Annotated in this window: 15 protein-coding genes; 6 read left to right on the top strand and 9 right to left on the bottom strand. The window is 69.7% G+C overall.

All coding sequences use genetic code 11. The features are described 5' to 3' along the window. Nucleotides 1–202: 202 nt before the first annotated feature. The gene (locus ASF25_RS06080; protein WP_056303894.1) at nucleotides 203–1924 is read left to right on the top strand and encodes an outer membrane beta-barrel protein; all 1722 of its coding nucleotides are present in this window, start codon (nucleotides 203–205) and stop codon (nucleotides 1922–1924) included. 10 nt (nucleotides 1925–1934) lie between these two features. Here the strand turns inward: ASF25_RS06080 and ASF25_RS06075 are convergent, their stop codons facing one another. The 4 genes from ASF25_RS06075 to ASF25_RS06060 all read right to left on the bottom strand — a co-directional run bounded on the left by ASF25_RS06075 (nucleotide 1935) and on the right by ASF25_RS06060 (nucleotide 5433). Next, the gene (locus tag ASF25_RS06075) at nucleotides 1935–2537 is read right to left on the bottom strand and encodes an AprI/Inh family metalloprotease inhibitor (protein ID WP_056167758.1); all 603 of its coding nucleotides are present in this window, start codon (nucleotides 2535–2537) and stop codon (nucleotides 1935–1937) included. Nucleotides 2538–2705: 168 nt separating this feature from the next. Next, nucleotides 2706–3953, bottom strand: coding sequence for a cytochrome P450 (locus tag ASF25_RS06070; protein ID WP_056303892.1), 1248 nt, complete (start codon nucleotides 3951–3953; stop codon nucleotides 2706–2708). Continuing rightward, nucleotides 3950–5230: an FAD/NAD(P)-binding oxidoreductase gene (locus ASF25_RS06065; RefSeq protein WP_056303890.1), complete on the bottom strand. Its 1281-nt coding sequence runs from the start codon at nucleotides 5228–5230 to the stop codon at nucleotides 3950–3952. The genes ASF25_RS06070 and ASF25_RS06065 overlap by 4 nt, the downstream gene beginning before the upstream one ends. Continuing rightward, nucleotides 5227–5433, bottom strand: coding sequence for a ferredoxin (locus ASF25_RS06060; RefSeq protein WP_244472917.1), 207 nt, complete (start codon nucleotides 5431–5433; stop codon nucleotides 5227–5229). The genes ASF25_RS06065 and ASF25_RS06060 overlap by 4 nt, the downstream gene beginning before the upstream one ends. 363 nt (nucleotides 5434–5796) lie before the next feature. Between ASF25_RS06060 and ASF25_RS06055 the strand changes: the two genes are divergently transcribed. Further along, nucleotides 5797–7911, top strand: a complete 2115-nt coding sequence (locus ASF25_RS06055) for a TonB-dependent receptor (RefSeq protein WP_056303922.1) — start codon at nucleotides 5797–5799, stop codon at nucleotides 7909–7911. Between the two features lie 4 nt (nucleotides 7912–7915). On the opposite strand, the gene ASF25_RS06050 is transcribed toward ASF25_RS06055, so the two are convergent. Beyond that, nucleotides 7916–8350, bottom strand: a complete 435-nt coding sequence (locus ASF25_RS06050; protein WP_056167519.1) for a hypothetical protein — start codon at nucleotides 8348–8350, stop codon at nucleotides 7916–7918. Nucleotides 8351–8605: 255 nt separating this feature from the next. Here ASF25_RS06050 and ASF25_RS06045 point away from each other — a divergent pair, with 255 nt between their 5' ends. Beyond that, nucleotides 8606–9781 carry a VWA domain-containing protein gene (locus ASF25_RS06045; RefSeq protein ID WP_056303888.1) on the top strand — a complete coding sequence of 392 codons (1176 nt, stop codon included), beginning with the start codon at nucleotides 8606–8608 and terminating at the stop codon, nucleotides 9779–9781. Then, nucleotides 9778–10251 carry a VOC family protein gene (locus tag ASF25_RS06040; protein WP_082502512.1) on the top strand — a complete coding sequence of 158 codons (474 nt, stop codon included), beginning with the start codon at nucleotides 9778–9780 and terminating at the stop codon, nucleotides 10249–10251. Before ASF25_RS06045 ends, ASF25_RS06040 begins: the two co-directional genes overlap by 4 nt. Here ASF25_RS06040 and ASF25_RS06035 read toward each other — a convergent pair. After that, nucleotides 10220–10540, bottom strand: a complete 321-nt coding sequence (locus ASF25_RS06035) for a 2Fe-2S iron-sulfur cluster-binding protein (RefSeq protein ID WP_056167511.1) — start codon at nucleotides 10538–10540, stop codon at nucleotides 10220–10222. The genes ASF25_RS06040 and ASF25_RS06035 overlap by 32 nt on opposite strands. A gap of 196 nt (nucleotides 10541–10736) precedes the next feature. Continuing rightward, nucleotides 10737–11048, bottom strand: coding sequence for an Hpt domain-containing protein (locus ASF25_RS06030; protein WP_056303886.1), 312 nt, complete (start codon nucleotides 11046–11048; stop codon nucleotides 10737–10739). 286 nt (nucleotides 11049–11334) lie between these two features. Here ASF25_RS06030 and ASF25_RS06025 point away from each other — a divergent pair, with 286 nt between their 5' ends. Beyond that, the gene (locus ASF25_RS06025) at nucleotides 11335–19323 is read left to right on the top strand and encodes a hypothetical protein (RefSeq protein WP_056303884.1); all 7989 of its coding nucleotides are present in this window, start codon (nucleotides 11335–11337) and stop codon (nucleotides 19321–19323) included. A gap of 57 nt (nucleotides 19324–19380) precedes the next feature. Here the strand turns inward: ASF25_RS06025 and ASF25_RS06020 are convergent, their stop codons facing one another. Next, nucleotides 19381–19821: a DUF1489 domain-containing protein gene (locus ASF25_RS06020; protein ID WP_056303881.1), complete on the bottom strand. Its 441-nt coding sequence runs from the start codon at nucleotides 19819–19821 to the stop codon at nucleotides 19381–19383. A 78-nt stretch (nucleotides 19822–19899) separates the two neighbouring features. Continuing rightward, nucleotides 19900–20886 (bottom strand): hypothetical protein, encoded by a 987-nt coding sequence (locus tag ASF25_RS06015; protein WP_056303880.1) that lies wholly within the window; start codon nucleotides 20884–20886, stop codon nucleotides 19900–19902. Nucleotides 20887–21025: 139 nt separating this feature from the next. Between ASF25_RS06015 and ASF25_RS06010 the strand changes: the two genes are divergently transcribed. After that, nucleotides 21026–22252 (top strand): MFS transporter, encoded by a 1227-nt coding sequence (locus ASF25_RS06010; RefSeq protein WP_056303877.1) that lies wholly within the window; start codon nucleotides 21026–21028, stop codon nucleotides 22250–22252. Nucleotides 22253–22309 lie beyond the last annotated feature (57 nt).

Below are 22309 nucleotides of genomic sequence, written 5' to 3'. Positions count from 1 at the left end.
TGGCGCGCGAATGTGGTCGCACGGCGGCCCGGGCGCCGAGGACGGCGCCCCGTCGGGAAACGCCGTTGACGCCGCATTAACCCTGTCGGTTGTAGCAGTTTTAACCATGATCCACCCGTTTCCAACGGGACGATCCCCCCGAGGCCGGGGCGCTCCCGGATGTGGGGACGTCCGGCTTCGCCTCGAAGGACGATGGTCCGTGATGCGTGTGCGGCCGACGGGTGAGTGGCGAAAGCGGAGCCTGCCCGGCCTCGCCCTGACGGCGGTGGCCGTCCTCGCCGGCACCGGCACCGTCGCGGCGCAGGTCTCGCGCGGCAACACGGCTCCGAGCTTCGGCACCACGGCCCAGACCGACCCCCTCGCCGACGCAACGGCAACCGACGCTGCCTCGCCACGCATCCCGCCGGCTTCCGATAGCGGTGCGGGTGTAGCGGGAAGCGGCGATGCAGCGGGGGGAGAGTCCGGAGCCGGACTGCGGATCCCGAACCGCGCGGCCGGCGGTACGCGGGTGTCCGGTGCGTCGAGCGGACCGAACAACCGTGACCTCGGCGCCGTGCTCCGTCGTCGAGCGGCGCCGGCCCGCCGTTTTGGATCGGCCACGACCCGGATCACGCGCCAGATCACTCAGACATCGCCCACCGATCTCCGGCTCACCCCGGTCATCCGGACGCCCGTGGTCGGCGTCCCCCTGCCGACCTCCCTTCCCACGCTTCTGCCGCTCGCCGGAATCCAGACCCCGGGCTTCCTTTTCGGCGGCAGCCTGCGCCAGCCGTTGGCCGTCGACCCGGCCTATGCCCCACTCGGGATCAAGCTCGGCACCTTCACGTTCCTGCCGGGCTTCGAGCAGAGCTTCGGCTACGACACCAACCCCGATCAAACCACGCGTCAGGCCGTCAGGCCGTCGGTGGCGCTGCGAACGGAAGCGGACCTCGCTTTCCGCAGCGACTGGTCGTCGAGCCAGTTGACCGGCGAGTTGCGCGGCTCGTACCTCGAGTTTCCGGACAACGACGCGGCGAGCCGGCCCAACGGCCTCGGCGTGACCCGATTGCGGATCGACGCCAACCGCGACACCCGCATCGACGTCGAAGGCCGCTTTCTCATCGAGACGCAACGCACCGGCACGCCCGACCTCAACATCGGCGCGGCGACGCGCCCCCTCGTGATGAGCTACGGAACCACGGTCGGCGTGACGGAGGTGTTCAATCGCGTCCAGGTCTCGCTGCGCGGCCTCCTCGATCGTTCGCAGTTCGAGGATGCCCGACTGACCGATGGCACGATCATCACCCAGAGCGACCGCAACCTGAACCAGTACGGCGTGCAGCTCCGGGCCGGCTACGAGATCTCGCCCAGTCTCACGCCGTTCGTCGACGTTCTCGCCGACACCCGCGTCTACGACCTGCGGGTCGATTCCACCGGCACGCGGCGCGATTCCGATGGGCTGACCCTCTCGGCGGGCAGCAGCATCGCACTGACGCGCTTCCTCGCGGGCGAGGTCTCGGCCGGGTTGCAGCACCGCACCTACAACGACCCGAACCTGCGCGACCTCACCGCTCCGGTCCTCAACGCATCCCTGCTGTGGACGGTCAGTCCCCTCACGGCGGTTCGACTCAACGCGACGGCGGGGATCGTCGAGACGTCCGTCGCGGGCTCCAGCGGCGTGCGTACCCAGGCCGTCACACTGGAAGTCCAGCACGATCTCCTGCGCAACCTCTCGCTCATCGGCGGGCTCACCTTCGTGGCCAGCGACTACGACCGGGTGAACATCTCCGACCGTGGATTCTCCGGTACGGCGCGGATCGACTACCGCTTCAACCGGTGGCTGACCATGCGCGGCACCTACGTCTACCAGCAGGTCGACAGTTCGATCGCCACGTCGAGCTTCCACTCCAACACGTGGCTGCTTGGTCTGCGGGTGAACCCCTGACGCGCCGGCTTCAGCGCACCATCGCCAGGGACGCGCCGGACTTCGAAAGCGCCCCATCGAGGGCGCCGCCGCCCTGACGCAGGCGGGCCGTCACGGTGCCGCCCGGCTGATAGAGGTAGACCTCACCGTCGCGGTAATCCCAGGCGGTCACCTTGGACAGATCCTTGTTCGGACAGGCGGCGGCGCTGGCCTTGTAGAGATCGAGGGCCGGGGCGCTCGACAGGGACACCCTGCAGCTCGCGCCCGTCGCGTCCTTGGCGGTCCAGTTGCCAACCACGGAGGATCGCCCCGAAGCCACCACCACGGGCGGCGGAGCCGGCGGGGCGACGGACGCCACGCTCGGCTCGGGCGCGATGACGGGGGTCGCGGGTACCACGGCGACGTCCGCACCGACGGGCGGAGGGGCGTCCACGGCGGCGGCTGCCCCCGGCGGAGGTGCCAGAGGCGCGGACGTGATGGGGGCGGAGGGCATGGCCGGCACCGACATATCCAGGGCGGCCTGAGGCCCGAGCCCACGGTTGCGGGGCTGACCTTCCAGGCGCGACGAAGCGCAGGCGCCGAGGCCGGCAGTGAGCGCCAGGACGGCGACGGTCGACAGGAGCGGACGCGGCATCTTGTGGCAAATCCCGAACATCTCGGGGTCGTGGACACGGCCCCTGTGCTGGGTGCCTCACCGTCAAATGCGATGGCCGCAAGGCACGCCTATCTCGGTCGTGGGGATTCCCGTGCGGGGCGGCGAGTTTGCGCCCCGGTGTGGCCGGGACGCCTCAAGACTGTCGCCTCAGGACGGGGCGATGCCATCGATGGCGAGCCTGAGGTGTTTCGGCCCGCGCAAGGCCGAGCCGGGCCGGTATGGAGGCGGATCGGCCGGGAGGCGTGGGTTGCGGAGGCGGCGAGCCAGGGCTGTCAGAGCGGCCTCCGCCTCGAAGCGGGCGAGCGGTGCCCCGACGCAATAGTGCAGTCCCCCGCCGAAGCCGAGATGACGGACTCCGCTCCGATCGGGATCGAAGCGATCGGGCTCCGTGAACACCGCCGGATCGCGGTTGCCCGATGCGAGGAGAAGAACGATGTCAGCGCCCTCCGGGATCGTCACGCCGCCGATGGCGATATCCGTCAGGGCCCGTCGGGTTCGGAATTGCACGGGCGGATCGTAGCGCTGGACTTCCTCGATGAGGCGCGGCGCACGGGCGGGGTCGTCGCGCAGGCGCACCAGCTCATCGGGATTCCGCAGGAGCGCCAGCATGGCGTTGGTGATCAGGTTCACGGTGGTCTCGTGACCCGCCACGAGCATCAAGATCGACGTCGCGATGAGATCGTAATCCCCCATCTGAGGCACGCCCGGAACGCCCGCGACGGCAAGCCCCGACAGCATGTCGTCCTTGGGATGCCGGCGCTTCTCCTTGATCAGGCCCGTCATGTAGTCGGAGATGGTCTCGAAGGTCCGGCTGTTCTCAGAGCGGGCCTCCTTGTCCGCCATGGTGTCGGGTTCGAGCGCCGTGGCGAGTTGCGTCGCCCAGCCGTGAAACTGCGGTTCGTCCTCCGTCGGGATCCCGAGCAATTCGCAGATGATGGTCACCGGCAGCGGATAGGCGAGATCGTCGACGATATCGAAGCTCCGCGACCCGGCATGCTTGTCCAGGATCTCATCGACGAGACCGTGCGAACGGTCGCGCAGCGCCTGGACGCGCGCCTGCGTGAACTCGTGCATCACCGCCCGGCGCAGGGTGTCGTGGTCGGGCGGATCGCGGAAGATGAACGGCCGGTGCGTATCGGTGATCCGATCGCGGATCGGCTTGACGATCCAGTCGGAGATCGGATTGCCGGTCTTCGGCCGGTCGGCCGGCGGCAGGGTCTCGGAGCTGACGCGCGGATCGTGCAGCAACCGGGTGATCGCCGCGTGCGTCGCGGCGACGTAGGTGCCGTCGGATTGACGCGATACGGGGGTCTCGCGCAGGCGGGCGAACAGCGGATAGGGATCGACGCGGTTGGCCTCGTCCTTGACCTGTTCGAACAGGGTCGCGTCGCTCATCGATCGTCCTCTCCGGGAAACCCCGGCGTCAGCATGGTCAGGCCACCCTGGTCCACCGCGCCCCCAGGGGGCGGAAACGGCGCCCGGGACGCCACCATCTCGGCATAGGCCGGAAGCCAGCGTACGGAATCGAAGGAGACGGCCGCGATGCAGCGACCTGCGCGGCCGTATAGGGCGAGAAACCGGCCGGTCTTCGGGTCGCCCTGGGCGATGACGAGGCCGTCCGCCCCCTCCGTCAGTCCGACGGACTTGATCGTCAGTCCGCCCTGAGAGGACCAGAAGGCCGGTACCTCGGCGTAGGCTTCGCCGGTCCCGCGTCCCACGAGCAGACGTGCGGCGTGGGCGCCTTGCGCCGCGGCATGCCCCCAATGCTCAAGGGCGACAAAGCGCCCGTCGTAGAGGGGGTGGGGAAAGCGCGCCACGTCGCCAGCGGCCGCGATCGCCCGGTCGGGGCGACCTTCCGCGTCGAGGACGTATCCGTCCGCGTCGCAATCGACTCCCCCCTCGTCGAAGGCGAGGCCCGAGCCGGCGAGCCATTCGGTGTTGCGGATGGCCCCCAAGGCCACCACCACGCACCCTGTCTCCAGCGTCCGTCCGTCCGCGAAGCGCGCACGCACCACATGGCCGGTGCCGTCGTCCTCGAACGCCTCGACCTCGCTGCCGAAGCGCAGATCGACACCGCGCGCCTCGTGCAGGGCCGCGACGACGGAGCCGAGGTGGACGCCGAGGATTGCCGCCAGGACCGTCGGGCCGGTCTCCACCAGGGTGACCGGCAGATCGAGGTCACGGCAGGCGGCGGCGACCTCACAGCCGATGAATCCGCCGCCGACGACCAGGACACGCTCGGGCCGTGCCGCGAGCGCGGAACGCAGGGCCGCCGCGTCGTCCCGCCCACGCAGGGTATGAATCCCTGCGAGATCGTTTTGCGCCGCGTCCGGCCAGGGTCGTGGCCGGGCGCCCGTGGCGATGAGGAGGCGATCGTAGGCGATGCGCTCACCGCCTTCGAGATCGATGGTCCGCACAATCCTGTCGAGGTTGGTGACGGCCGATCCCAGACGCCACTCGGCATCGAGCGGTTCGAGGATCGGAAGGGTCGTGGCACCGGGCGCCACCGAACCGCCGAGGACCTGTTTCGACAGGGGTGGACGGTCGTACGGCCGGTGGGGCTCCGCGCCGACGATGGTGAGGCGGCCGGCAAAGCCTGCCTTGCGGGCGGCTTCCGCCCCGCGCAATCCGGCCAGCGACGCACCCACGACGACGAGGTGATCCTGGCTCACGAGCGGCCGCTTCCGGCATCCTCGACGAGGATCGCCTGGACCGGGCACGCGACGCGGGCGCGCTCGATGGATTGGCGCGCCGCCGCCGACGGCGCCGGATCGTAGTGAAGCGCCTCGGCCCCGTGCAGCACGAAATGCTCAGGCGCCGCGTAGCAGCACTGAGCGTAGGCTTGGCACAGATTCAGATCGACGCTGACCCGCAGCCCGCCGGCTGCGCGCGAGGGATCGGGGCTCGGCGAGGTGCCGATGCGGTCGTGGTTCGAGTCGGGCATGCAGGCGCAATGCCCACGGTGGTTCACCGGTTCCGCACTGCACGCGCGTCACAGCGTCCGACGCATGATTCCGGCTACCGGCGCTTGTGCGGAAAGGGCCGAATCTACGATCTCGAGCCGGCATGCAGTGTCGAAAAGGACCCTGCCGCGTCGGCAGCTGATGCATCGGTGCAACAGATGGGCGATGCTCGCCAAGGGTGACCACGTTTCTCTTGTAACGTTATTCCGTTCGCGCAATGAAACAACATAACATTTGTCGTGCGAGGCGTGATGCGGTCCGGTTTCTCGAAGAGCATGCTCGCAGGAACGGTCATCGCCGGTGCTGGCCTCGCGTCCTCCGGTGCCATGGCCCAGCAGGCCGAGACGACGCTGTCCGAACTCAGCGTCACATCCCCAAGCCCCATCGTCCCCCTTCGCGGCAACGGCTTGGCTACCGCGCCGCCGGTCGGGATCCTGCCGGTGGCGACCAACACCTTCTCGCCCGTCACCGTGGTGACCGCCGACCAGATCGCCCGCGATCAGCCTCGGACCCTAGGCGACGCCCTCGCCGACCGGCCCGGGATCTCGGCCTCGACCTACGCGCCCGGCGCCGCGAGCCGTCCGATCATCCGCGGCCTCGACAACAACCGGGTCCGGATTCAGGAAAACGGCGTCGGCATCCAGGACGTCTCGGAACTCGGCGAGGATCACGGCGTCCCCATCAATCCGCTGGTGGCCAATCGGATCGAGGTGATCCGGGGGCCGGCGTCCCTCCGGTTCGGCTCCCAGGCCATCGGCGGGGTGGTCAGCGTCGAGAACAACCGCGTCCCGACCTTCATCCCCGAGCGCGGCATCTCCGGGTCGGCAACCACGGGGTATTCCACCGTCGACAACGGTCGTCTCGGCGCCGTTACGGTGGATGCCGGAGCGGGCAACGTCGCGGTTCACGCCGACGGGTTCAGAACGGCGGCGGACAGCTACGCCACGCCGCTCGGCATCCAGCGCAACTCCGCCAACGAGTCCCAGGGCGGCTCCGTCGGAATGTCGTTCATCGGCGACCGTGGCTTCGTCGGCCTGTCCTACAGTCATTACGATGCGATCTATCAGATCCCCGGCGGTTCGGCGGCGGAGAGCCGCACGCGCCTCGATCCGCGGCAGGACCGCCTGCTGGCCCGCGGCGAGTTCCGCCCCCTCGACGGTCCCATCGCGGCGATCCGCTTCTGGGTCGGCGGGTCCGTCTATCGCCACGACGAAACCGGGATCGGCGAGGACGGCCGCGACGGCATCCAGGCCACCTTCAAGAACCGGGAAGCGGAGGCCCGGGTCGAGTTCCAGCACGTGCCGGTCTTCACCGCCCTCGGGACCCTGACGGGGGCGCTCGGTCTGCAAGCCGGACGCCGCACCCTCGGCACCGCCGGCGAGGCGGGTGGCCTGCTGGCGCCGACGGATTCACGCAGCAACGCCGTGTACCTCTTCGAGGAATTGGCCGTGGGCAACGGCCTGCGCTTCCAGGCCGCCGGCCGAATCGAGGGAGATCGCTCCGCGGGCACCGCCACCCAGTTTCCCGGCGACTATCGACCGATCGAGGGCGAGGACCCGCTGTCCTACGGTCGACGCCGCCGATTCGCACCGAAAAGCATCAGCTTCGGTGCGCTGCAGGATCTGCCGTACGGGTTCGTCGCCAGCCTGAATGGGAGCTTCGTCGAGCGTGCGCCGACGGCCTTCGAGCTCTATTCCCGCGGGGCCCACGATGCGACGGAGACCTTCGAGATCGGCAACGCCGCCCTGAAGAAGGAACGTGCCCGAACCGTGGAAGCCAGCCTTCGCCGCGCCGAGGGGCCGCTGCGTCTCGACGCCACCGGCTACTACACCCGCTACACCGGCTTCATCTACAAGCGCGACACGGGACGCCGCTGCGGCGACGATTTCGCCTCATGCGGCAGCGACGACGAGTTGCAACAGATCGTCTATTCCCAGCGCAACGCGACCTTCTACGGCGCCGAGATCGGCGCGCAGCTCGACCTCCTGCCCGTGGGCAACGGCTGGGCCGGCCTCGACGCCCATTACGATTTCGTCCGCGCCCGGTTCGACGACGGCACCTTCGTGCCGCGCATCCCGCCCCACCGTGTCGGCGGCGGCCTGTTCGTGCGCGCCGACGGTTGGTTCGCCCGGGTGAACCTGCTCCACGCCTTCGCTCACACGGAGGTCGCCCCCATCGAGACGATGACGCCGGGCTTCGACGACCTGCGCGCCGAGGTGAGCTACACCAAGCCCCTCGATCCCGTCCTCTACGGTGCCACCGAGGTGACCCTCGGCCTCCAGGGGCGCAACCTCCTCGACGATCGGATTCGCAACTCGGCCTCGTTCAAGAAAGACGAGATCCTGTTGCCGGGCCGCAACCTGCGGATCTTCCTGACGGCGCGCTTCTAATCGATCAGAGGAGTTGTCCCTGACCCTGGTCGGGCATCGTCGGCACCGGCGTCGGGGCTTGATGCGCCGGATCGTGTTCGGCCGGCGGGTCGGACGCATCGTCGTCCGAGGTGTATCCGCAGCGATAGACGATCTCGTCGGGCGGACCGAGGCCGGTGTGGAGGGGGATCGCCACCGTGTCGTCGGAGAAGCGCCAGTGGCGGGTGCCGCGATCCCAATAGAGCCAGATCGTCGTCGGGTGCCCTTGTACCCCGAACACCGCCGCCTTCTTCGACAGGGCCTGGACCGTGCGCGGCGCGTACATCCCCTTCTGACGATAGGCCTCCCGCAGGGCGGGGCCCTGACGGTCCATGAAGGTGTTGCGCACGACCTGAATGGTCGCGCCGGGCTCGGCGAGGAAGCGCTTGAAATCGCCGAGGGAGTGCAGGACGAGTGCCATGGCGGTCACCCTCGATGGAGCCGTGGAAGTTTCGCTCCGACACCGTGTCCGAACTCATCCGCGATGCTGCAGGGCAAGTGTTCCGTTCCTGTGACGCGACATGCCCCACTGCATGGGGCCAGGTCCGGGTTACCCACAGAAATCGCTGGTTCTACCCATACTTCTCGGCCGGCTGTGGATGCCGCGCGCCGCCGACAATTCGTTCGACCGGAACCGAGCCTTGACCCGAACCAGGCCTTGCCGCGTTGTCGCGGCATGTTGCTCCAGTTCTTCACCGCCCTGCGCGAGGCCAAGGTTCCTGTCACCTTACGGGAATTCCTCACCCTCCTGGAGGCCCTCGACCGCGATCTCGCGGAGAAGCGGATGAACGCGTTCTACCTGCTGGCCCGGACGGCCCTTGTGAAAGACGAACGCCATCTCGATCGGTTCGACCGGGTGTTCGGCACGGTCTTCCAGGGGCTGGAGACCGTAGGCGCCGCGACGGAGCCCTCCATGATTCCGGAGGAATGGCTGCGCAAGCTCGCGGAGAAATACCTCACCGACGACGAGAAAGCCGAGTTGAAGGCACTCGGCTGGGATAAGCTGCTCGAAACCCTGAAGCAGCGCCTCGCCGAGCAGAAGGAGCGTCACCAGGGCGGCTCGAAATGGATCGGCACCGGCGGGACCTCGCCGTTCGGCGCCTATGGCTACAATCCGGAAGGCATCCGCATAGGCCAGGACGGCAACCGCAACTTTCGCGCGGTCAAGGTCTGGGACAAGCGCGAATTCCGCGACCTCGACGACGGCGTCGAACTCGGCACCCGCAACATGCGGGTGGCCCTACGGCGTCTCCGGCGCTTCGCCCGCACCGGGGCGGCGGAGGAACTCGATCTCGACGGCACGATCCGGGAGACGGCCGCCAAGGGCTATCTCGATGTGAAGTTGCGGCCCGAGCGGCGCAACGCCGTGAAGGTGCTGCTCTTCCTCGACGTCGGTGGGTCGATGGATTGGCATATCGGTCTGGCCGAAGAATTGTTCTCGGCGGCCCGGTCCGAGTTCAAGCACGTGGAGCACTACTACTTCCACAATTGTCCCTACGAGCGGGTGTGGAAGGACAACCGCCGCCGCCACGACGAGACCCTGCCGCTGCTCGAAGTGCTGCGGACCTATCCGGCGGATTACCGTGTTGTGATCGTCGGCGACGCTTCCATGAGCCCTTATGAGATCGCGACGCCGGGTGGCTCCGTGGAGCACTGGAACGACGAATCCGGAGAGGTCTGGCTCGGGCGACTGCTGGACCGGTTTCCGAAGGCGGTGTGGCTGAATCCGGTGCCCGCGGAACATTGGGGCCACACTCAGTCCATCACCATGATCCGCCGGATCCTCGGCGGGCGCATGTACCCGCTGAACCTTGAGGGGATCGACGCCGCCATGCGCGAACTGGTGCGTTGACCCGCGATCGCCTTCCCCACGGCGGGTTCGCCGCACTGGTCCCGGAACTCGACGTTTTCGACCTCGGGCGGAGCCTCGCATTCTGGTGCGATGCCCTCGACTTTTCCGTTGTCTATGCGAGGCCGGAGGATGGGTTCGCCTACCTGGAACGGGAGGGTGCCCAGGTCATGCTCAACCGGGTCAACGGCAACTGGTCGGTCGGCGACCTGAAGCGACCGCTCGGCCGAGGCCTCAACCTACAGATCACCGTCGCGGCCCTCGTCCCCGTGCTCGAACGGCTGGCGGCTCAGGACTGGCCGCTGTTCCGGGACGTCCATGACGCCTGGTACCGGGTCGGCGACGTCGAGGCGGGCCTCCGCCAGGTCTTGGTTCAGGACCCCGACGGTTATCTCGTGCGTCTGTGCGAAACCCTCGGGGTCCGGCCGATCGGCCCCTCGTTCAGCCCTGACGCGCCGGCGTCGTCACCGTGAGGCCGTCGAGTTCCGGCTTGATCCGGATCTGGCAGCACAGGCGCGAGGTCGCACGCACGTCCGAGGCGAAATCGAGCATGTCCTGCTCCATGTCCTCTGCCGGCCCGACGATGGCGGCCCATTCGCCGTCGACGTAGACGTGGCAGGTGGCGCACGCGCAGGCGCCGCCGCATTCCGCGTCGATCCCCGGCACGTTGTTTCGGATCGCCGCTTCCATCACGGTCGATCCCACGTCGGCTTCCACGGTCCGGGCCGTGCCGGCATGGTCGACGTAGGTGATCTTGGGCATCGATTGGGGCTCCGGGCTCGTACAACGCGTGTGTGGTCGGTTGTGCGGCGCGAGGTCTGCCTTGAAGGGGCAGGCCTCGGAATGCAAGCGTTCGCCGACGCCCGGCGATCATTCCTTCGCTGGCACCGGCGACCTTTCGCTTACGCGGGACACGCCGCGCCGTTCCATGCCGGACACTGCGGCGGGTTCGCTCGGCTCACACCTCGGCGATCGCCCGCAGGGCCGCGGCGACGGCTCCGGCCAGGGGCGCCAGTGCCGGATCGCCGTCGCTCCGCAACGCATCCTCGACCATCGCGCTCGCCGCCGCCACGGACACGGCGCCGATGCCGAGGGCCGAACCCTTCAGGGTGTGAGCGAGGTCCGCGCGCTCGGCCCGTGTGCGGGCCGGATCGCCAATCTCCGGCAGGAGGCGGTGACACTGACCGGCGAACAGCGTCAGGAGTTCACGGGCGAGTTCCGCGTCGCCGAACGTCTGCCGGGTGAGGTGATCGTGATCGATGGGCGGCACGGGCACCTTTCGATTCGTCTGCGGCGGCGCTGGCCGGGCTTCCCTATCCACAGGCGCGGAAGTGGGTTTGGTTTGCGTTTAAGCATTGCGGGCCCATGGATAAAGCCGACGGCGGGAAGCCGGCCCCCGGGCTTGGTAACCATTCCGTTAAGGTTTTTGCCGCGGACGCAGGCGGTCGGGTATCGGCCCCCGGCGCCGGTGTCTAAAGTTCGTTTGATAAATTGGTAAAAGTGTCTCCTTCGCCGGGTGCGGCCGACGCGGGAGAATACGGGTAACGAGGCGTTGCATGGCCACGGAAAAGAAGCTCAAGGATCCGGCGGAGGCAGCCCTGTCCGCGATCGAGCAGGCCCTCAACCTGGACATGCTCACGCCCGACGCGTCCGAGAACCGCGTCGAACCGCGCCTGCCCGACGTCGGTGACGGCGATCCGCTTCTCGATCCGAGTGGTCGTAACCGCCCGCCCCGCCTCGACGAGCCCCTGGCGTCCGACCTCCCGCCGCCGGACCGCGCCCGCCCGCGCCGCGAAGGCGGACTGCTGCCCCCGGACCGCTCGCTGGTCGCCAACGACGATCGCCAGAACATCGGAATTTTGCAGCAGACCCTGCGGGTGCGGCCTTCTCCGATGCCCTACGTCGTCGCGGCCGTCGCATCGGCCGTGTGGTTCGCGAGCCTTCTCGCCCTGGCCTGGATCCAGTCCGGCGGTGATCTGAGGACCTACGCGCAGGGCCTCACGGCGCTCCAGTCGGCGGTGGCGGCCACCGCCCTCGTCGGACCCGTGGTCCTGTTCTCGATCATGGCGATGCTGGCCGTGCGGGCGCAGGAAATGCGTCTCGTCGCTCGCGCCGTGGGTGAAGTCGCCATTCGCCTGGCCGAGCCGGAGAACTTCTCGACCGACGCCGTGCTGACCATGTCGCAGACCGTTCGCCGCGAAGTGGCGGCCGTGGGCGACGGTGTCGAGCGGGCGCTTGCCCGCGCCGGCGAACTCGAGACCCTGGTGCGTGGCGAGATCGCCACCCTGGAGCGTGCGTACTCGGAGAACGAGATCCGGATCCGGTCCCTGGTCGACGAGCTTGTCGCCCAGCGCGAATCCATCGTCGCCAACGCAGAGCGCGTCCGCGGAGCCATCACGGGCTCGCACCAGAACCTGACGCAGGAACTCGACGGGGCCGCAGAGCGCATCGTCGCCGCCGTCACCGGCGCCGGCGAGCGCGTCACCGGCGCCCTCGATGCGCGCGGGCACGCCATCACCACGGCACTCGGCGACCGCGGCGACGCCATCACGTCGGCGCTCGCCCTGGCCGGAGACCGCGTCGTCGGTCTCGTGACCGATCGGGGCGACGACCTCGTCCAACGCCTCGCCGCCACCAGCGAAGGCGTGCGCGGCAGCCTGACGGATGTCGGCAACACGCTGACCCAATCCCTGGAGAGCCGAGCCGAGGAAGTGACCCGCGCCTTCGAGCGCACCGGCGGGCTCCTCACCACGACGCTGGCCACCAACGCCGGCGACGTCGCACGCACCCTCGCCCAGACCGGTGCCGAGGTAATCGAAACCCTGAACCGCGAGGGCAGCGAGGTCCGCAGGACCTTCGAGGAATCCGCCCGCGGGCTCGAGAGCGCCTTCCTGGCGCGCGGCGGTGAGCTGACCGCTCAGTTCTCCACCACCGGCGGTGAGATCACCGCCCGCTTCGCCGAGACCGGCGACGCCTTGCGCGCACACTTCGCCGCCACGGGCTCGACCCTGACCCGGGACATCGCGACCATCGGCGATGGCGTGTCCGATGCCATCCTGGCGCGCGGCCGTGAGGCCGAGGAGCGTCTGGCCCAGGCGACCGGCGGCGTCATCGAGACGTTCGGAGCGCGGGCCGACGCCCTGCGCGACGGCCTGGTTCGTTCCATCGAGGAGGCGACCGCCCTCGTCGACCGCAACGGCGGCGCTCTGGCGGAGCGCATCGATACGGTCACGGGTCGGCTGCGAGAGACCCTGGCGGTCCAGGGCACCGGCATCGCGGACCTCATCGAGGCCCGCGGCCGCGATGCCCAGGCCGGGTTCGCCCTGACGGCCAGCGGCCTCATCGAAACCCTCGATTCCCGCGCCGGATCCGTGCGCGACAGCCTGGCCCGCGCGGTCGAAGGGATCACCGGCGACATCGACGCGCGCGGCGGCGCCCTCGCCGAGCGCATCGAGACGGTGACGGGACGCCTGCACGAAACCCTGGCGGTCCAGGGCGTCGGCGTCGCCGAACTCATCGAGACGCGTGGTCGTGAGGCCGAAGCGAGCCTCAACCGGAGCACCGATGGCCTGATCGAGGTCTTCGATGCCCGCAGCGAGACCCTGCGCCAGCGTTTCGTCAGTTCCGTCGACGGCCTCGCGGCCGGCATCGACGCGAGCGGCGGCGCCCTGGCCTCCCGGATCGAGGCCGTGGCTGGCCGCCTGCACGAGACCGTCACCGTTCAGGGTGGCAGCCTCGAGAGCGCCCTTGCCCTCGCCGGCGATCGGGCCGGCGGTCTCATCACCGAGCGGACTTACGCGGCGACGGCCGAAGTCGAGCGCCTCTTGGCCGACCTCGGGCACGCCCTGGAGGCCCGCACCGGTCAGACGGTTTCGGCACTCCAAGCCACCGCCGCGACACTCGATGGTCAGTTCGGGGCCCAGACCCTGGAGGCGACGGAGACCCTGCGCCGCAGCGCCGAAGAGATCACCGTCGCGCTCGGCGCCTGCGCGGCCGAGGCCGCACGATCCCTGCGCCGCTCCGCTGCCGGCGCCACGGGCGAACTCGAAGCCCGCACCGTGGAGGCCGTCGAGATCTTCGAGCGCCGCCTCGCCGCCAATGCCAATGCGCTGTCGAGCCGGACCGAACAGGCCGCCGCGCTGCTCGGCCAGCTCGCCGAGGGCACCGGTGACACCGTCGCCGGCCGCACCGAAGCCTCCGTGGCGGCCCTGCGCCGGACCCTCGAGGAAATCAACGCCGAGTTGGCCGCGCGCGCCGACGAGGCTGCCGGCGTCATCGATCGCGCCGCTCAGGGAATCGGTGGCAGCCTGGAAGCCCGCGTTCGCGACGTCGAAGTCGCCTTCGGCAACCACGGCCGAACCCTCGGCGAGCTCATCGCCGCCCACACGCACGACGCCCATTCGCAACTCACCCTGGCCGGCCGCGACATCACCCTCGCCATCACCGCCCAGAGCGCACGGGTCAGCGAGGCCCTCGGCGCATCGGGCGAGCGCTTCGACGAGACCACGAAGGCTCGGGCCGACGCCATCGAAACGGTCTTCACCGATCGCCTCGCCGCGCTTCAGGACACCATCGCGCGGGGTGACATCATTGCGGAGCGCATCGCCCGCGATACGACGTCCCTGTCGCAGAGCGTCGGCGGCCAGCTCGAGGAGATGGACCGGATCATCTCCGTGCGCGGCCAAGCCGTGGCCGAGACCATCGCCGAGCGCACCCGGGAGGCCCGCGAGGCAGTGGAGACCCAGCTCGGTGCCCTCGAGGAGCGCGGCATCAAGCGCACCGCCGAGATCGGCGAGACCTTCTCGCACCTCATCACCCATATCGACGGCCAGCTCGGGTCGCGTGCCACCGCCCTCAACGAAGCCTTGATCCTGCGCACGGCCGAGATGGCGCGGATCATGACCGAGGGTGGACGCGACCTCGTCGAGACCCTCGACGCCCGCGCCGATACCATGGCGCAGGACATCGCCGCCCGCAGCCTCAGCCTCGGTGATACCCTCGGCGCGCGCGCGACCGAGATCACCAGCCACCTCGACGTCCAGACCCGGGAACTGGTCCAGCGCCTCGATGACGGCGCGACGCGCTTCGATTCGGGCATTCTGACCCGCCTCGAAGTGATCAGCGCCACCCTGGAAGAGCGCGGCCGCCTCATCGACGAAGCCTTCGGCACCCAGGCCCTGGAGGCGATCCGCCTCATCGAGAGCCGCACCCGCGCCGTGGACGAAGACCTCGCCGCCCGCACCCGCGAACTCGTCGACATGATCGTCGAGCGCACGGGTGGAGCCAATGCGGCCCTGTCCCAGCAGGCCCAGAGCCTCCGCGACGCCTTCTCCGAGCGGACCGATCACCTCGTCAGCCTTATCGACGAGCGCACCGCCGCCATGGGCAGCGAGCTCGACGAGAAGGGCCGTGCCGTGTTCGGAGCCCTCGGGGGTCGCATCACCGAGCTCGCCCGCCTGCTCGATTCCGGCACCAACGCCCTCGGCACCCTCCTGGAGACCCGCGGCGAGACCATCCTCGCTCGCCTGCGCGAAGTCGTGGCGGAAGCGGACCGGCTTCTCGGCGAAGGCGAAAACCGTCTCGGGCGCACCCTCGACGGGCGCACCCTCGACATCAGCTCGCTCCTCGACGAGGGCGTGCGTACGGTCCACCAGCTCCTCGACGATCGCACGGGCGAGATCCGTGCGCTTCTCGACAGCCATGCTCAGGTCCTCGGCACGAGCTTCGAGGATCGCCTGGCGCCCTTGCAGGACAACCTCGACCAGCGCGGCCGCCGCCTCGTCGAGACCATCGAGGCGAGCCTCGGCAGCGCCGCGGGCGCCGTGGATGCCCGGACCCAGGCCATCGCGGCCCTTTTCGACGAGCGCATCGGTCATCTGGACGAGGTCGTGGAGCAGCGCGGCGCAGGCCTCGCCGATGCCGTCGAGGCCCGCACCCAGGCCCTCGCGACGACGTTCGACGCCCGTCTCGGCCAGCTCAACGCCATCGCGAACCAGGACGACTCGAGCCTGATCGCGGCCGTCGAGCAGCGCATCGCCGCCCTCGGCAGCCTGTTCGACAGCCGCATCGGTGAGCTCGACAGCTTGGTCGAGCGCCGCACCGGCGGCTTTGCCGAGTCGGTGGACGGCCGTGCCCGCGATCTCGCCGCGCTGTTCGATCACCGCATCGGTCTCCTCGGACAGATCGTCGAAGGACGTGGCGCCCAGGTCGCCGACGCCATCGACGCCCGTACGAAGACCATGGCCACGCTCCTGGACGAGCGTCTCAGCGGCCTCGATGCCCTGGTGGACGGACGCGGCGCGCAGGTGTCCCAGGCTCTCGACGAGCGCACCCGCGCCCTTGCGAGCCTGTTCGACGAGCACCTCGGCGGTCTCTCGGATCTCGTGGACGGTCGCGGCCGCCAGATCGGTCAGGCCCTCGATACCCGCACGGAGGCGCTCGCTGCTCTGTTCGACGGCCGGATCGAGCAGATCAACGCCCTGGTCGCACAGGATGCCGGCGGCTTCGCCACGGCACTTGATGGGCGTGTTCAGTCCATCTCCGCCTTGTTCGACGCCCGGATCGGCGAGCTCGACACCCTCGTGGAGCGCCGCAGCGGCGGCCTCGCGGAGAGCGTGGACGGCCGGACCCGCAGCTTGGCAGCCATGTTCGATCACCGAATCGACCTCCTCGCCCAGATCGTGGACGGGCGCGGCGCACAGGTCACCGACGCGATCGACGCGCGCACCCAGACGCTGACGACGCTGTTCGACACCCGCCTCGAACATCTCGACGACTTGGTCGAGGGACGCGGCACGCGCTTGGCCGAGGCCGTCGACAGCCGGACCCAGGGCCTGCGCGCCCTGTTCGACGAGATGCTCACGGCCCTCGACGGTCTCGTCGACAGCCGCGCCGAGACGCTGACCGATCGGATCGATGCCCGCACCCAGGCTCTCGTCGGACTGTTCGACGAGCGCATGAAGGCCCTCGACGGGCTGGTCGGTGAGAGTGCCGGTTCGCTCACCGATCGGGTCGAGGAGCGCACCCGCACCCTCGCGGCCCTGTTCGACGAGGGCCTCGCCCGCCTCGATGGAGTTGTGGAGAGCCGTTCCGGCGCCCTCACCCTCCAGGTGGATACCCGGACCCAGGCCCTCGCGACGGTGTTCGACGAGCGCCTCGGCGCCCTGGATTCGCTGATTTCCGGTCGTGCCGCCGGCCTGGCCCGGACCATCGAGACGCAGGGTGCGGCCCTCACCCAGGCCGTCGATGCCCGCAGCGAAGCCTTCACCAGCCGTATCGACAGCCGCATGAAGGTGTTCGCCTCCCTGGTCGCGTCGCGTGGCGACGCCCTGGCCGCTGCCTTCGACGATCGTCAGGACGCCTATGCGACCCTGGTCGACGAGCGAAGCGCCGCCATGCTGTCCGCCTTCGACGAGCGGGTCGGTCGTCATGCCGCCGCCGCCGAAGCCCATGCCGCCGCCCTTGCCTCAGCACTGGATCAACGCAACGAGGCCGTCGCGGCCCTCATCGACGGTCGCAATGCGACGATGACGGAAGCGTTCGACCGCCGTTCCACGGCGCTCGCCGCCCTCGTCGAGGCACGGGGCCAGTCCCTGGCCCAGCGCCTCGCTGCGAGCGCCGAGACCATCACCCGCGCCATCGAGGAGCGCGGCGGCAGCCTCGTCGAGACCCTCGACGGGCGCGGCTCGCACGTGATCGAGGCTCTCGCGGCACAGTCCGATCGCCTCCGCGCCGTCGTCGATGGCCCGGCCGCGTCGTTGGTCGAAGCCCTGTCCGAGCGAGGCCAAGCCCTCGAGCGGGCCCTCGCCGAGACCGGCGCACCCCTCGTGGAGGCGATCCGCCAGCGTACGGACGAACTCGAAGCCCGTTCGCAGGCCTCGGCCGAAGCTCTGCTGGCGACCATCGACGGGGGCGCCTCGCGCGCCATCGCCACCCTCACGCAGGCCAACGACGCCCTGCGTCACGACGTCGGCAGCGTCCTCCAGCGTGTCGAGGGCGCCAATGCGGCCCTGGCCGAACTCCTGGCGGGGGCGGGCGAAAACCTCGGCGCCATCGAGACGGGTCTCGCGGCTCGCATCGAGCAGGTCCAGGAAGCCCTGGGCGCCATCGCCAGCGAGACCGAACGGGCGAGCCGCGGCGTCGCCGAGCAGGTCGACGAGCTCAAGTCCGTCGCGCAGGGTGCCCTGCGTGATGCGGCCGAACTCGCCGCGTCGCTCGACGCCAGCGGCCGGTCCCTGGGAGATCTCGGACGGACCCATGCGGCGGCACTCACGGGCGCGGCCGGATCCCTTGAGACGGCCGAAGGTCGCCTCTCCGAGGTTCTGGCGGCGCGCGGGGGCGCCATCGAGGGCGTGCTCGCCCGGATCGACGAACGCTCGGGTTCCCTGGAAGCCGAGACCGCCCGTTTCGATGCACTGATCGAGCAGACCCTGCGGACCGCGGAGGAGCGAGCCCGCGCCATCGGCACCGGTCTGGCCGAGACTGCGAAGGGCGCCGGCGCCCGTGTCGTCGAGGCGTTCGAGGGCCTGCGGTCTGGCGCCGACAGCGAGGGCGAGCGGACGGCGCAGGGCGTGCGTGCCGCCATCGACGCGGCGTCCCGCGAGATGACGGCGGTGTTCGAGACGGCCTCGGGGCGCTTCGGTGATTCCGTGGCCGGCCTGCGCGAGATGGCGAGCGAGATCCGCCGCGAGCTCGACGCCACCCGCGCCGAGATCCAGCGCGGTGTCCTCGACCTGCCGCGCGAGACGCAGGACGCCACCGGCGAGATGCGCCGGGTCGTCTCGGATCAGATCAAGGCCCTGGGCGAGCTGACCACCCTCGTCGCCCGCACCGATCGCGGTGTCGATGTCGCCCGGCCGTCCGCGGCTCCGCCCGCTCCGGCGCCGGTTGCCCCATCCAAGGCACCGGTCGCCCCCGCTCGGACACCCGCTGCGGCCGCGCCGAAGCCGGGGCAGACCATGACCATCGTGCCGGCACCCGCCGGTCGGCCCGCCAACGTTGTCGCCCGCACGGGCGAGGCACAGCGTGCGCAGGCCAACGGTGCCAAGGCGGGAGACCGTGGTTGGCTCTCGGACCTCCTGACCCGAGCATCCCTCGATGATGATGGCGACGAGTCCGAATCCGAATCTCAGGCCACCGCCGGAACCAAACCTTCACCGGAGAAGGGGTCCCCCGAGGCCAAGGCGGCGGCCGAGCGTGGGCGCACGGCTCTGGAGACCATCTCGGCCGACATCGCCAAGATGATCGACCACCGCACGGCCGTGGATCTGTGGGAGCGCTATCGCCGGGGTGAGGCGAACCTGTTCGACCGCCGCATCTACACCGCGCAGGGGCGCCAGACCTTCGAGGAGGTCCGCCGCCGCTACGCCGGGGATGCCGATTTCCGACGCACCGTGGACCGCTACGTCGCCGAGTTCGAACGCCTGATGGCGGACGTTTCCAAGAACGACCGCGATTCGAAGCGCGCCGACGCCTACCTCACCTCGGAGACCGGCAAGGTCTACACGATGCTGGCCCATGCCAGCGGACGCTTCGACGGAGCGTAGGGCACCGGACCCCCTTCCCCCATTCTGGGGCGGAGGGGGCTCGGTATCCCGATGGCGTCAGATGAGACCGAGGCTGGCCAGTTCGCGGCGTAGTGCATCCGGCATTTCCGCCAGACCGTCGGCCGTCGCTGCGTCGAGATCGGCCGGAGCGTCGTCGGCCTTGAGATAGCGCCAGCCCTGGAATGGGCGGCACGGGCGCGGCGAGACCGGAACAACCACGGGATCGAGGACGAGGCGGCAGCGGCCGATACCGTCGGCACCGGTGAACGGTGCGATCGCCGCGATGGTCTGCCGGCAAGCGAGTGTGCCCTTGATCACCCAATAGATCGAACCGCCGCCGAGGATCTCGGACATGCGGGTCGGAACCATGCGGGTGACGTGGGCGGGTGCCGGGTCGCGCGCCTGTGCCAGGGCGTCGGCGCGGGTCTGGGCGATCCGGGCTACGAGCTCCGCGATGGAGGCGGGACCGACGCACAGCTTCAGGAGGTGGAGAGCCATGCCCGCTCTCCTAATCGGATCCGACGGTTCGTGAACCCTGGTTGGGACGAGAAAAGCCGTGGTCGCGACGCCGCACCCTCACGAAAACAGTGCGCGCTTCTCCTCGTCCGAAAGGCTGTCGATATCGGCGAACGCGGCGGCGATGTCCTTCTTCGGGACCCCGTCTACGACGCGCTCCTCCTCGGGGATCTCGTCTTCGGGGATCTCGTCTTCGGCGGTCTCCTCCACGAGGATTTCGTCCGACGGATCAGCCATTGCGTCGCCTTGCGTCGCGTCGGCGGCCGTCTCCGAAGAGGGCGTGGCGGCAGCGCTTTCGGCCATTGCCGTCGGTTCAGCGGGGACCTCGGAAACGGATTCCGCGACCGCTGCGGGGGCAGGCTGCGCGGCGACCGGCTCATCGATGAAACGGTCGACGTCGCTCTGCGACAGATCGAGGGGCTCGGCAGGATTGGACTCACCGGGGGCGGGCGGCACCGCCTCGAGACTATCGCCCCAGATCGCCATCATCGCGGCGACCCGCTCTTCGAGGTAGCGCAGGGTATGGATGATGCGTGCCGTGCGCTGCGCCGTGAGATCCTGGAACGAGCAGGCCGTGTAGATCTCGGTGGCGCGCTGGTCCAGCGCATCGCAGAGCGCCGCGTCGGAGCCCGATTCCCGCAATGTCCAGGCGGCCTCCTGAACGTCCTCGGCGGCGCTCAGGATGTCGGAGGTCGCCCGCTCCGTGGAGCGCACGATGGCGTCGAGGGCCACGGAGGCGATGCCGAGGCGGCTGTTCTCGTGGTCCGGCGTGCCGAGGGCGACGATCTCCGCCTTGGTGCGGGCGATGGCATTGGCCATGTCGAGGAGGTCGCCGCGCATGCGCCCGACCTGGGACCCGTCGCGCTCCTGGGTGACGACGGCTTCGAGGCGTGCGATGGCGCCCAGGACGGACTGAGTGTCTTCGCCCCGCGTGCGCCGGGCGTATTCGTCGAGGAACCAGCGCCCCCGTGCGCTCTCGGACATCGCCGTCTCGATGCGATCGTATTCCGAAACGTCGATGGACGTCAGCGAGCGGGAACGCGACATGTAGATCCGGGTCCTCGGGTTGCTGTGCCCCCGGTGTTCGATCGGGGCCACAGACATTCCGAACGATTGACACGATGGTTTTAACGCGGGCTTTACGGGTCCGATCTGTCCCCAAATCTTCTCGCGGCCCCGAGCCAACGTGCCCCACGCCACCGCCACGCCACCGGAGCCGAACCCGTTCCGGCTCGCGAGCCTCTACGCCGTGGTCTTCGTCGAGATCGGCATCGCCATGCCGTTCATGCCCGTCTGGCTCAACGCCCTCGGCCTCGAGGCCGGGATCATCGGCGTGCTCCTCGCCCTGCCCATCGCGGTCAAGATCGTCGCCACCGCCCCCCTCGTCGGACTCATCGACCGGGGCGTCGGTGCGCGCGCCCTCCTGGTGGCGGGAAGTCTCGCCTTGGCGGCCACCTACGCCCTGATGCCGGCCGGCGCGGCGCTCGGCTGGCCGGTGCTGGCGCTCCTCATCGCGCTGAACGCGGCGGCCGGCGCCCCCCTGGTGCCGAGCATCGACTACCTGACGCTCGCCGCCGTTCGCCGCAGCGCCCGCCTCGACTACGCCCGGATCCGCATGGCCGGTTCCATCGCCTTTCTCGCCGCCAACCTCGCCGGTGGCGCGGCCTTGGGGTTTCTCGGCGAGCGGCTCGCCGTGCCGCTCCTCACCACCGCCCTCGCCCTGCTGGCGGCGGCGGTGTGCGCGGGTGTCCGCCTCGAACTTCCCACGGCGGCCGTCCCGCGTACGAAGGCGACGCGTGTTCCCCTGCCCCGCCTTCTCTGGCTCACCATCGCGGCCGGAGCGGCGATCCAGGCGAGCCATGCCGCGCTCTACGCTTTTGCCAGCATCCACTGGAGTCTCAGTGGGTTTCCCGTGGCCTGGATCGGAGCCCTGTGGGCCATCGGCGTGCTGGCCGAGATCGTTCTGTTCGCCGGCATCGGTTTGTGTCCGGCGGGGTGGCGAACGCCGTTCCGCCTGCTCGGCCTCGGGGCCGCCGCGGGTGCCGTGCGCGCGATCGGCATGGCGTTCTATGGCGATACCCTCGGGGCGGTCGTCGTCCTGCAGACCCTGCACGGCTTCAGCTTCGGTGCGACCCAGCTCGGCGCCATGGCGGCGGTGTCGCGCTTCGCCCCAGAGGGCGCGCGCGGACGGGCGCAGGGGACGCTCAGCGCCACCAACGCCCTGGCGTCGGCCTGCGCCACCCTCGCAAGCGGGCTCGCCTACGGGCATGGCGGTGGACCCCTCGCCTTCGGCCTCATGGCGCCGCTGGCAGTGATCGGCCTGTGCCTGACGGCACGCGCCGCGCGCCTCGCGCAGCGGCAGCGTCTTCACAGCGCCGCCTTTGTGGGCCAGCACCCGGATACGATTGCGTAACCCTAACCTGTGAGGAACGGGGAACGCGAGTAACGGAGTGGCGTGTCGTGCCGACCG

The organism is Methylobacterium sp. Leaf100, from assembly GCF_001422845.1.
Classification (GTDB): Bacteria; Pseudomonadota; Alphaproteobacteria; order Rhizobiales; family Beijerinckiaceae; genus Methylobacterium.
This window is presented reverse-complemented; position numbering and strand designations above follow the sequence as displayed.